This is a genomic window from Xylanibacter oryzae DSM 17970 (assembly GCF_000585355.1).
In the GTDB taxonomy this organism is placed as follows: domain Bacteria; phylum Bacteroidota; class Bacteroidia; order Bacteroidales; family Bacteroidaceae; genus Prevotella; species Prevotella oryzae.
The window spans coordinates 1,264,742-1,277,412 of the sequence record NZ_KK073873.1; the positions used below are offsets into that span (position 1 = coordinate 1,264,742).

A 12,671-nucleotide genomic window follows, 5' to 3' on the forward strand; every position below is an offset into this window, starting at 1 on the left:
CATGTATTTACAAAAAATATTTGGCTGGAAGAATTTAATATATTACTTTTGCTAACTAGTTATCACCCACTTAATGTAGATGAACAAAATAAGTTATATATTGTTTTCAGCGTTGACTCTGCTTATGGCAGCATGTAGCGGCCGCGGTAAAGATATTAGTCCAAATGGCAATTCGGTCTACTACTGGCGTACATCGTTTGCATTAGATAAAAGTGAGACTGATTTTCTGATCGGCAATAACGTCAAAAAGATGTATATCAGATACTTTGATGTTGTACCTACAGAGGGTTCCGGGATTATGCCAAATGCTACTATAACATTCAACGGTAAGATACCGCACGGCGTTAGTGTTATCCCTGTAATCTATATAATGGAAGAAAGTCTTAAGTATGATACATCGGTTCTCGGAAAGAATATAGTAGACAGAATCTTGCAGATCAATGCCACTAACGATATATACGAAACAAAAGAGATTCAGATAGACTGCGACTGGACGTCACGCTCACAAAACAAATATTTCGCTCTTCTTAGAGACATCCGCAAATATGCAGCCTTGCATTACATCAGTCTATCTGCCACCATACGTTTACATCAACTGTCAATGCAGGCACCTCCTGTTGATTACGGCACACTTATGATGTACAATACCGGTGATGTGAAAGACCCGCGTTGCAGCAATCCTATACTCAGGCTTCGTGATGTAGCACCATACCTGAAGAACCTTGGCAGCTATCCATTGAAGATGAATGTGGCCTACCCTATATTCAGTTGGCGTCTCGTATACCGTAGCGGTCATTTTGTAGGTTTCATGCATGGCAATGATATTGAGACGTATCCCGGAGACAAGATCGTAACCATGCAGTGCAGTGCCAAAGACATATTGAAAGTGAAACAAGCTGTAATAAGAGAAAGACCAAGCATTAACAATAACGTGATATTATATACCCTTGACAAGTGTAACATTAAAAGATATAAAAATGATGAAATTAAAGAGATTTATAGTCATTAGCCTTTTCTCAGGTATCAGTGCTTACGCCTGTGCCTGTATAAGCGAGACTACGCACAATTATTATATGTTCAGTGTTTACGACCGTCAACTAAACGGTAATAACTATCTGACCCGTATCAATCAGGATGATTTCATCAGAAAGATCAACCTTAACTGGAGTGCATATACCGCAGGCGAAATCACTTCGTATCAGTCGGCCAAGTTGCGTGCTTATGCTCAACGTAAAGGCGATAAGGCCATGCTTAATTATATCAGACTGTTAGACTTGTATCTTAAGGTAGCCGATAGCTATAAAGAGACATGGACATACCCTACCAAACAACAATTGATATGGAGGACCAACACCCTGAAAAGTGTTAGCAATGCAGCTTACATAAATACCCGTAGCAAAATTCGTAGTCAGTATGCCCTGCTGTATATGCGCTGTAACATGCTTTTGAAGCAGTATGCCACTAACGTAAAATTTTGGAACACAGATGCCAGCAAAATGCCTAAATCGGTATACCGAGACATGATGCTAGACATATATGCAGGCTGCCTTGCCCGCACAGACCGTGGTGATGAGGCCTGCGATATCTTCGCCTCTCTTGGCGACATACCAAGTATCAGTACTTGGATGAATGGTAAGAGAAATCTAAAAGGCATACAGGCCGTATATCAGCGCAACAACAATTCACCTACCCTGCCATTTCTCGTACAGGAGTTTGTCAACAACGCACAGGAGACTGCTGACGACGAACATGCACAGACTACCGGCGGTATGAATATCTACGGTAAACTGTTTGTCAACAAGATATATCGCAAGGAGATACTCGACTTCTGCGATTTTGCCAACCGGGTTGTAGCCGAAGGCAAGACCAGCTCACCTGTATTATGGAAATCGGCTGCAGCATGGTTACACTTCATGTTTGGAGATCCTCGTGTGGCACAACAAGAAATCGATGAGTCAGGTCATATGATGGGTACTCTTCGTATGATGGATAACGCAAGGGCAATACGCCTTTATATATCTTCGGCCAATGCCAATAATTCAGAATCCTTTGATAACTATCTAGCTGGAGAATTGGAATGGCTTTACAATAAAGCGCAGAAAGAAGAATTCGCCGGCAGCAACTATTATCCCAACCACTATACAGAAGTCTTAGACCGATTGGTAAACATACAACTGGTCAAGAAATACGAGAGTTGGAACCGTAGTGATGTAGCCACTGCCCTAGTTGGTGTAATACGCCATCAGCAGTCAGCCATGCAGTCATCCCAGCCTTACTACGACAACACGTGGAATCCTGAATACAGGACAGATTATTTTTATCGTCTTGATTCATTAAGTGCTTATTCTACAAGTTGTTACATTGATTACATTCAACAGACACCTTCACATAGTATTGATGCATGGATACTGTCACACATAAGCCGTGACAGCAATTACCTCAACGATATTATCGGCACAAAATATCTGTGCAGTGGCGAATACGCCAAGGCTATTGAATACCTTGAAAAGGTACCACTCTCATACCTTGACCACCAGAACATAAGTAAGCATATGGCGTCACGTTCATTTTCCAAAGAGAAATGGTTTTATGATATGCGTCGCCCTGATTATGATAATCAGTCTGGTACGCACCTTACATACAATATGAAGCTACTGTTTGCCCAAAAGATGAACGATATGGAGAACAAGTTTACTGTGCTTAACGATCAGGAGCGCATCAAAATGGCATACGATATAGCCACGATGTACTATCAGGCAAGTCATCTTGGCGACTGTTGGTTTATCACTCACTACGCATGGAGCATCGGCGATAGCGCACGTGTAGGCGAGGCCGACTTTGTGGCAAGAGCTGTCAACTATCTCAAGATAGCAAAGAACAGTACAGATTTCACTCTCAAAGAAAAATCACTCTACGCCCTTGCATACATCCCTATTGATGCATGGTATGATGAAGTGTGGAATGACAAGACCAATAAGTATGTAACACAATACTACAAGTCATCAAGACAATACAAAGCACTCGAAGAACTGGCCGATTTTGAAATCAGCAATCCACAGTCGTCACCAAGTATCTATGTCACAAGATGTGATGTACTGAAACAGTTCAATAAATCAAGAAATAATTAAAAGATATAATATATGATTACTCCCGAATTACTACATCCAGAAAGTATAGTTGTAGTAGGTGCCTCAAACAACACTCACAAACCGGGCGGAGCTATCGTCCGCAACCTGTTAAGCGGTGGTTATAAGGGTACTCTTCGACTTGTAAATCCTAAGGAAGACGAAATACAAGGCATTAAAGTTTTTAACGATGTAGAAGACATTCCCCCTACCCAGTTGGCTATCCTGGTCATACCGGCCAGGTTTTGTCCCGACGTGGTAGAGACTCTTGCTACGGGCAAGAATACGAAAGCCTTTATCATCATATCAGCCGGATTCGGCGAAGAGACTCACGAAGGTCTTATTCTTGAAGAGCGCATCCTTGACATATGCAACAAAAACGGTGCAGCCCTTATCGGTCCTAACTGTATAGGCATGCTCAATATGTGCCATCACAGTGTGTTCACCCAACCAATACCCAACCTCAACCGTAAAGGTGTTGATTTTATATCCAGTTCTGGAGCTACGGCTGTATTCATCCTTGAGTCGGCTGTCATCAAAGGTCTTCAGTTCAATTCGGTATGGAGTGTTGGCAACGGCAAGCAGATCGGTGTAGAAGACGTGCTGCAATATATGGACGAAAACTTTGATATAACGACCGACTCGAAAGTCAAGCTTCTATATATCGAAAACATAAAAGACCCCGATAAACTCCTGTTCCACTCATCATCACTTATCCGCAAAGGATGCAAGATAGCAGCTATCAAGTCGGGCACATCCGAGAGCGGCAGTCGTGCGGCATCGTCACACACAGGTGCGATAGCCACAAGCGATTCAGCTGTAGAGGCTCTCTTCAGAAAGGCCGGTATCGTAAGATGCTTCTCACGAGAGGAACTCACAACGGTAGGTTGCATCATGACACTGCCGCATCTTGAAGGGCGCAATTTTGCCATTGTCACCCATGCAGGAGGCCCCGGTGTAATGCTCACCGACGCACTGTCTAAAGGAGGTCTTAATGTACCGAAATTAGAAGGAGAAGTTGCCGAAGAACTGAAGAGCAAACTCTTCCCCGGCGCATCCGTAAGCAATCCTATAGACATACTTGCCACCGGAACTCCCGAACAGCTCGATACGGCTATAGAATACTGCGACAAGCGATTTGACAATGTAGACGCCATTGCCGTAATATTCGGTACTCCGGGACTTGTAACCCTGTACGAGGCATACGATGTTCTACACAAGAAGATACTGACATGCGACAAACCGATATTCCCGATATTGCCGTCACTGCATACAGCAGGCCCCGAAGTAGATGAGTTCCTTAAGAAAGGCCATGTCAACTTCAGTGATGAGGTAACCCTTGCCACAGCCCTTACCCGCATCATGCACACCCCGCAACCTGCTCCACCTGAGATAGAACTCTTCGGAGTAGACGTTCCACGTATACGCACCATCATAGACTCTATACACAGCAATGGTTACATCGAGCCACAGAAGGTTAAAGAGTTGCTTAACGCAGCAGGTATACCTACTGTGCCTGAGTTTGTATCAGACAACAAAGACGAAATACTCTCATTTGCCCGCAAAACAGGATTCCCGGTAGTAGTCAAGGTGGTAGGTCCGATACACAAGAGCGATGTAGGCGGTGTTACCCTCAACATCAAGAGCGAAGCCCACCTGGCCTTAGAGTTCGACAGGATGATGTCAATCAAAGATGCCGTATCGGTTATGATACAGCCAATGCTCAAAGGCACCGAACTGTTTATTGGCGCCAAATACGAAGAGCGGTTTGGTCACGTGGTACTGTGCGGACTGGGAGGTATCTTCGTCGAAGTACTCCGCGATATATCTTCGGGTCTGGCTCCACTGTCGTACGACGAAGCCTACTCTATGATACACTCATTGAAGGCATACAAGATAATAAGAGGCACCCGCGGCAAGAAAGGCATCAATGAAGCCAAATATGCCGAAACAATAGTAAGACTGTCTACACTGCTCCGTTTTGCTACAGAAATCAAAGAACTGGATATCAATCCACTGTTGGCCACAGAACAAGACGTAACAGTAGTCGACTCAAGGATACTAATCAAAAAAGACAACAACAACAATAAATGAACAATACTTTTAAGGGATACCTCTGCGGAATCATAGCTGCAATATGTTATGGAACCAATCCGCTAGGGGTATTGCTTCTTTATCGGGATGGGATAAACTCCAACTCGGCGGTTTTCTATCGTTACATTCTAGCCATGCTGATACTCTTCGGCATGATGATAGTACAGCGCAAGTCGTTTGCTGTAAGCAAGAGAGAATTATTAATAGTAAGTATATTAGGCATACTCTTCTCAGCCTCATCACTCACCCTGTTTATCAGTTTTCAGTATATGGATGCAGGCATAGCCTCAACCATGCTATTTGTATATCCTGTGATGGTGGCCGTACTCATGATAGTACTTTTCAAAGAACGGCTATCTATAGTCACCATGCTGTCTATCGCCCTGGCCATCGGCGGTATAACCCTCTTATACCATGGCGGCAATGGTTCCACACTGAGTGCAGCCGGTGTCGCTCTGGTTATGGTATCGTCGCTGACCTATGCCATATACATAATCACGCTTAATAAGTCGAAACTCAGGATGTCGGTCATAAAACTTACATTTTATATCACCCTGGTAGGAACAATAGCCATCGGTCTCTTTTCGCTAACTTCGCAAAGCAACCATATACAGTGGCTTAGCCGACCGGAGATGTGGGGTTACGCCATGATATTGGCTCTTGTACCAACCGTAATATCCCTGGTAATGATGACAATAGCCATCAAGTCTGTTGGTTCTACCCCATCAGCCATAATGGGAGCCTTAGAACCTGTTACGGCTGTCATCATAGGTATCACCATTTTCGGCGAAGCCTTCACAGAGCGCCTCGCCGTAGGCATAGTTCTTATTCTGTCGGCAGTAATGTTGATTATCATAAGCAAGGCTTTCAATCTCCATTCCTTCGCCAATGCCATAGTCTATGTAGGGCATAAAGTGAAGAAATGGAGATGGCATTAACAGCCTCTATCTTATTCTGTTGATGAAAGGCACAAGCTCGTCTGCCATCCTGCGTGCCTGAAGCATAGATGGGTGATAGTCGGCACCATAACCCAGAGAACCATTCATAGGTGTGAAGTCAAAGCGGTAGAAACCACTGTCACCCAGTTCTGTTTTGATTTCATCAAGCACCTTCTTCTGGTCCATAAGAGGTTTGCCGTTAAGCATGCTACCTGTCAGCATCACAATCTTAGCCTTGGGATATATGGCACGCAGGTGCTTCATAAAGCCCATATAATGGCTCTTAAACAACTGTAAGTCATAGTTAGGAGTGCTCAGATCATTCGTGCCGAGGTTTACGCAAACGATGTCTGGTGTATAGCGCTTGCTATTCCACAACTCTGAAGAGTCGTAAAGCAGTGTATAGTCATACCAGCGTGGCATGATATCCTTATCGCCTGCCTTCGGACCATTATAATTGCGGTATGCACCGATACCCGAACGGGCTACTACCATGCTTTCGGCATTCAGTCGGCGTGCGGCGATACCTGCATAGGTATAATAATGATTTTCGGTAGAGTCGCTGAAGTGCATCAATTTGTTGCCTGCCTCGATACCGTAACCGCAAGTTATCGAATTGCCGATAAACTCCATTTTCAGTTTATACCTGTTCACATAAGGCAGAATCTTTGCGCCACGGTCGATGATAAATCCACGGAATTCAGGACGTCTGATATATCCCTCGTAAGCCAGCATCACCTTACAGTTATGGTTACCCTTTTTTAGTCCCTTGATAAGTGTCATCACAGAATCTTTCCGTCCGAAATTCACCTTTACAGGGTTATCATTGTCAATAGTAACCATAAAATACCCACTGTTTGGTTTAGCCTTCATCCTTATAGACGAGCCTGTAAAATTAGTCTCAATAGCCGAACCCGGATAAACCATACACGGAGCCTTCTTGTTTTTGAAACTAAAGCGGCCTGTATAATGAATATTAGCATTATCAGCCGAAACTACTTGACTGGGTTGCTGAGCAACGCAATTGATAGATGCTACAGCGAGCATCATCACGAATAACAGTTTTTTCATTGTATTATTAAATTATACTTTCTTTGTATTATCAAATTTTATGCAAATATACAGCAAAACATTTATTTTCAGAAAGAATCACTCAACATATTCTGCCATTTCATCACATCAGTAATTATTATAAGTAATATAAGACTTCCGTTTGTTTAATCCCTATTTAAAAATCAATGCTATCCCCTTCTTTGTTTATACAGAAGAAGTCAACATTACGCTCCCTGCAGACCGGTTCAAAGGCATTAGCCATATCATTAGGGTTAGCACTGAAATGCATAGGCGCAAACAATTTTGTAGGTACACTGTCAATAAACTGTCTCGGTCCGCGCATATATTCGCTGCCCAATCTGCTGTCAACCGGAAACATAGCCACATCCAGTGTCTTTACCACCTTACAGATATCCTTAAGTTCACCCAGATAAGCCATTTCAAACTTCATCGACTCCTCCTTGGTACATTCGTCAGCCCAGTGCCAGTTGTTTAAGTCGCCCGCATGGAATATTCTCTTCCCTTCGGTCTCAATATACCACGACACCCCTATATCCGTACTGCCAAAAGCCTGTACGCTTATCTTGTCATCCTTATACTCAGCTCCCTTAGCCATGAACAGCGCATCCTCTTTCTGAGCACGATGATGGCGCAGAATATCTTTAGACAGGATATACTTAATGTCCGGTCTCATCTCTTTCCATTTCAGTATCTCAGGTACGAAATGATCGGGATGGAAGTGTGATGCCATCACATAGATGCTCCCCTTATTGCGTAGCAAACCGGGAATCACGCCTGCGGGGTCTTTCCAATAGTCCAGTATGATAGTTATGTCATCGCCCACTAGGGCAAACCCACTATGATATATATAAATCAGTTTCATATTCACTATATGGATATTTCTCCTGTCAGATATAATTTTGCATTACCACCTATTAGGCATCTATCGCCTTTAAATTCACAAAAGAGTTGTCCTCCTCGCTTTGACAGTTGGCGAGCTACAAAGGTATTCTTATTCAGTTTCTTTGACCATAGAGGCAACAGTGATGTATGCGAAGACCCGGTAACAGGATCTTCAGGTATTCCTGTTTGAGGTGCAAAGAATCGTGAAACGAAGTCGACATCATCACCCTTTGCAGTAACGACCAGTCCCCTGCCCTTCAATTTTGATACCTCATTCAGGTCCGGTTGTAGATGCTTTAAATCAGATTCCGTCTCTATCACTGTGATATAATCCGTTTTACCCTTGTATGTCTCTATCGGTTTTAAACCAATACATTTTTCTATCTGTGCGTTATTTTCTTCAGAGAGCAACTGCAGATCATCGGTTGGGAAATCCATCATCAGCAAGTCATCTCTTTTTCTTACTGTCAATAATCCGCTTCGGCATGAATAAAATCTAATCTCATCATCATTATATCCCAGCACATTAAACAGCACAAATGCAGATGCCAGAGTAGCGTGTCCGCATAGGTCAACCTCTACAGACGGTGTAAACCATCTTATCTCATAATCTTGCCCGTGAGGCACTAAAAAAGCTGTCTCAGCCAGATTATTCTCAGTGCCAATATTCTGCATCAGCCTTTCATCAATCCAAGAATCCAATACACATACAGCTGCCGGATTACCAGAAAACAAGGTGCTTGTAAAAGCATCTACTTGATATAATTTTATTTTGCTCATAACTGTTATTGATAACTTCTACTTTAATAAATATATAATTCTTTTGTTAATATGCTATTTACTTTTTACTGCTTTTTTGGCAATGATAAGATACAGTCCAACTACTATGAAAGGAATGCTTAATAACTGCCCCATATCAAGAGTCATGTAATTTTCAAAACTTTCTTGAGCTTCCTTTATGAACTCAATGCAAAAGCGTGAAATAAAAATCAGAAAGATACTTGAGCCAAAGAAAAAGCCTGATTTAAATTCCGAACGTCTGTACTTATATAAGGTAAATAATATTATAAAAATCACCAGATAAGCTAACGCTTCATATAATTGGGCCGGATGTCGTGGATTCATATCTACCCGCTCAAAAACTACTGCCCACGGAACATCAGTAACATCACCAATAATTTCAGAGTTCATAAAATTGCCAATTCTTATACACATGCCTCCTAATGGAGCTACCACTCCGATATAATCAAGAGTCTTTAATACAGGACTCTTTGTTTGTCTGCAATACAAAAATATTGCTATCAACAATCCGATAGCACCACCGTGACTTGCCAGTCCCCTGTATCCAAAACTAAAACTTCCGTTTCTAAAAGAGATTGGTAAAATCATTTCAAGTGGATGAGCCAGGAAATATTCAGGTTCGTAAAAAAGGCAATGCCCTAGTCTAGCCCCGGCTACAATACCAACGAAACAATACAGAAAAAGTTTGGTAAACAAGGCGTCGGGTATTCCTTCTTTCTTAAAAAGCCTATTTATAATATAGCTAGAAATTACTATTCCACCAACAAATAAGAGATTATAATATCCAAGAGTAAAACTTCCAAACTTCAATATATATGGACTTATATTCCAATAAATATATAGTATATTTTCCATTACTTTAAATTATTAAATCGAAAGCAAAGATAACAAAAAAGTCAAAACGGCAACAAATTCGTAACAAATATATTGGTTTTTAAGATCAAAATAACAAAAGAGAGACATTTCAGCCTTGTTACAATAAATAAATAACGGCATCTGCTACTATTATTCGCAGATGCCGTTACAGACATTTCTTTCGGTTTAATTAGCTGCTACCGCAGTTCCTGTTACCAGTCCTGCCAGGGCGCTGAGTACAGTTATAAGTACCTGTATCAGCTTGCCCCAGTTGGTGGATGAAATCTTTGACATTGTGTCCTCCTTTCCTGCAACTGCCTATTCCAGGCAGTCCTTGTCAGGATTTCGCAGATGGAGTACCACCAGCCTTAGCTTTCGCAGTTTCTTTCTCACCGACAATGGCATTCTTAGGAGCCCTGCACTGTGGCATTACTCAAGAACTTCTTGGTTCTTGTACCAGAGGCATCCTTCTTGGTTTCAGGGCAGAAGTTTACACGAAGACCTTTTACGTTCTTACCTACCGAGTAGGTGTCGATAGTCTGACTTCCTGTACCTTTTATTCCAATCTTGAAACTTCCAAAACCGTTGAGCTTCACTCTTGTAGAGTTCTGCAACTGGTCTGTCATCGTCTCTACCAGTTCTGATAATACAGCTAAGATATCACTCTTTTTCACAGTACTGTTACGCTGCATTATCTCGGCAAGTCCCTCTGTGTCTATCACGTTAGTGACTATGGCACGGGCGAAGAACTGACCTGCTGTACGGCTGGCCTTTCGGTTGTCTTTTGCTAATTTGTAAAGAATAGGCATATTACAATCCTTTCGTTAAATGGTTATACAATCATCGTGATTCGGCTAAGCGCTTAGCCCTGATCACTATGGCTCAGGAGTTTCCTGAACGCTACTGCAATAAGATGTTTGTTTCTTGATTGCGAGTGCAAAGGTAATACATTTAACAGCCGATTGCAACAATACTGCCCGTGGCGCTAATCCAAAATGACTATAACATTAAAAACCTATACATTTAATATAGGTTTTACAATCTCTACCCTCATACCCAATGCATTAATAATCCTGTAGAACATACCTGCACTAGGATTAACCGTACCATTTTCTATTCTTGAAATATAAGATTTTGTGGTATTTATTTTCTTTGCCAACTCTGATTGGGTAATTTTAGCCTCTTTGCGGGCCTTAAGTAAAATCTGACTTGAATAAAACGCATATGCATCATCATCAAACGTTGCACGTTCGGTAGTACCTTCCTTTCCGAATTCATTATCCAGTTCTGCACTGATATCAGTTATCATGTTGTCTTTTGTATTCATAATATGCAAAGATAGTAAAAGTTTCATTATTTGAAAACTTTTACTATCTGTTTTTATTTTTTATGCTTCAACGCATATTTCACTAGCAAGATCAAGACCGGTACTTCTACAAGTGGTCCGATGACAGCGGCGAAAGCTTCGCCGGAACTTATGCCAAAAACAGCGATGGATACAGCGATGGCCAGTTCAAAATTGTTTCCGGTGGCAGTGAATGCTATCGAGGCTGCCTTGTCGTAAGGCACCCCAATGTGTTTTGTAAACCAGAACGATGAGAAAAACATGATGGCAAAATATAAGACCAGCGGTACTGCAACAAGCAGAACGTCAAACGGGAGTTTTACGATATATTCGCCTTTATATGAGAACATTACTATAATTGTAAACAGAAGAGCAATAAGTGTTATCGGACTTATCTTCGGAACGAAACGCTTGTAATACCAGTCATTACCTTTCAGGTTGCGGAGCAGTCTCCTTATCGTATAACCAGCCACGAAAGGTATACCCAGATATACAAGCACGCTCTTGGCTATCATCCACATCGTGATGTTCCTCACCGCATCTGTGGCAGGAAGTCCTATCCAGTCGGGAAATATTGCAATGAAAAAATAAGCATAGACAGAATAGAACAGTACCTGAAATATGCTGTTGAGAGCCACTAGACCGGCACCATATTCGCTACTGCCTTTCGCGAGGTCGTTCCACACCAGCACCATGGCGATACAACGTGCCAACCCTATCATGATAAGTCCATACATATATTCAGGATAAGCAGAAAGGAATAAAGCTGAAAGTGTAAACATCAATATAGGACCAACAACCCAGTTGAGTATCAATGAGATTGCAAGTACCTTTTTGTTTGCGAATACACGGCCCAGTTCTTCATATTTTACTTTAGCCAAAGGCGGAAACATCATCAGTATCAATCCTACAGCCAAGGGGATATTCGTCGAACCTACTTCAAAATGTCCCCAAAAGTCTACTATTCCGGGGTAGATATACCCTATACCTACACCTATAAACATCGCAAGAAATATCCACAATGTTAAATATCTATCCAAAAACGCCAATTTTTTCATTTTGCATCCTTATTTATAACGTCTGTTTAAATGATTATAGTGAATCATTACACGAACATTTTGGTAATTCCATCTTCTTTATATCTTTCATATAAAATGAGAAGAAACAGTTTTTTATTTCATTTCTGATACGACGGAACTCGTCTATAATGAATTCTGTATCACCTGTTACTGCAGCCGGATCATCAAATCCGAAATGCAAACGATGTTTTACCTTGCCTGCAAAGCTCGGACAATTCTCATTAGCCCCTCCACATACGGTAATCACATAATCCCATTCCTCATTCAGATATATCTCCACACTCTTTGGGTAGGCATGACTAATATCTATACCTACTTCATTCATCACCTTAACAGCAATCTCATTTATCTTTTCAGCTGGTTCTGTACCCGCCGAAAAGACCTCTAATGTATTATCAAAAGATGACATAAATGCCTGTGCCATCTGACTGCGACAACTGTTACCTGTACATAATATCAATATTCTTCTGTTCATCTT

At 41.8% G+C, this 12,671-nt stretch carries 12 protein-coding genes; 4 read left to right on the forward strand and 8 right to left on the reverse strand.

Annotation, left to right across the window (positions count from 1 at the left end; all coding sequences use genetic code 11):
- The first annotated feature begins 79 nt into the window (after positions 1-79).
- Genes XYLOR_RS05255 through XYLOR_RS05270 form a run of 4 tightly spaced genes read left to right on the forward strand, consistent with a single transcriptional unit; the run spans position 80 to position 6,157 of the window.
- Entirely contained in the window at positions 80-1,009 is a 930-nt protein-coding gene (locus XYLOR_RS05255) for a hypothetical protein (protein WP_036877604.1), read from the forward strand.
- On the forward strand, positions 978-3,128 hold the full coding sequence (locus XYLOR_RS05260; protein WP_154655672.1) for a hypothetical protein: 2,151 nt from the start codon (positions 978-980) through the stop codon (positions 3,126-3,128). Before XYLOR_RS05255 ends, XYLOR_RS05260 begins: the two co-directional genes overlap by 32 nt.
- A gap of 12 nt (positions 3,129-3,140) precedes the next feature.
- Positions 3,141-5,219, forward strand: a complete 2,079-nt coding sequence (locus XYLOR_RS05265) for an acetate--CoA ligase family protein (RefSeq protein ID WP_036877608.1) — start codon at positions 3,141-3,143, stop codon at positions 5,217-5,219.
- Positions 5,216-6,157, forward strand: coding sequence for a DMT family transporter (locus XYLOR_RS05270; protein ID WP_036877609.1), 942 nt, complete (start codon positions 5,216-5,218; stop codon positions 6,155-6,157). Before XYLOR_RS05265 ends, XYLOR_RS05270 begins: the two co-directional genes overlap by 4 nt.
- Before the next feature lie 6 nt (positions 6,158-6,163).
- Here XYLOR_RS05270 and XYLOR_RS05275 read toward each other — a convergent pair whose 3' ends face one another.
- From XYLOR_RS05275 to XYLOR_RS05310, 8 genes are all read right to left on the reverse strand, one after another.
- The gene (locus XYLOR_RS05275) at positions 6,164-7,228 is read right to left on the reverse strand and encodes an SGNH/GDSL hydrolase family protein (protein ID WP_036877611.1); all 1,065 of its coding nucleotides are present in this window, start codon (positions 7,226-7,228) and stop codon (positions 6,164-6,166) included.
- Positions 7,229-7,385: 157 nt separating this feature from the next.
- Positions 7,386-8,093, reverse strand: coding sequence for an MBL fold metallo-hydrolase (locus XYLOR_RS05280; RefSeq protein ID WP_036877613.1), 708 nt, complete (start codon positions 8,091-8,093; stop codon positions 7,386-7,388).
- A 5-nt stretch (positions 8,094-8,098) separates the two neighbouring features.
- The gene (locus tag XYLOR_RS05285) at positions 8,099-8,893 is read right to left on the reverse strand and encodes a PhzF family phenazine biosynthesis protein (protein ID WP_036877614.1); all 795 of its coding nucleotides are present in this window, start codon (positions 8,891-8,893) and stop codon (positions 8,099-8,101) included.
- Positions 8,894-8,947: 54 nt separating this feature from the next.
- Positions 8,948-9,769 (reverse strand): prolipoprotein diacylglyceryl transferase, encoded by an 822-nt coding sequence (lgt, locus tag XYLOR_RS05290; protein ID WP_036877616.1) that lies wholly within the window; start codon positions 9,767-9,769, stop codon positions 8,948-8,950.
- A 407-nt stretch (positions 9,770-10,176) separates the two neighbouring features.
- Positions 10,177-10,578 carry an HU family DNA-binding protein gene (locus XYLOR_RS05295; RefSeq protein ID WP_036880738.1) on the reverse strand — a complete coding sequence of 134 codons (402 nt, stop codon included), beginning with the start codon at positions 10,576-10,578 and terminating at the stop codon, positions 10,177-10,179.
- Between the two features lie 206 nt (positions 10,579-10,784).
- Entirely contained in the window at positions 10,785-11,096 is a 312-nt protein-coding gene (locus XYLOR_RS05300) for a helix-turn-helix domain-containing protein (RefSeq protein ID WP_036877618.1), read from the reverse strand.
- 53 nt (positions 11,097-11,149) lie between these two features.
- Positions 11,150-12,172: an ACR3 family arsenite efflux transporter gene (gene arsB / locus XYLOR_RS05305; protein ID WP_036877620.1), complete on the reverse strand. Its 1,023-nt coding sequence runs from the start codon at positions 12,170-12,172 to the stop codon at positions 11,150-11,152.
- A gap of 34 nt (positions 12,173-12,206) precedes the next feature.
- Positions 12,207-12,668, reverse strand: a complete 462-nt coding sequence (locus XYLOR_RS05310; protein WP_036877621.1) for an arsenate reductase ArsC — start codon at positions 12,666-12,668, stop codon at positions 12,207-12,209.
- Positions 12,669-12,671 lie beyond the last annotated feature (3 nt).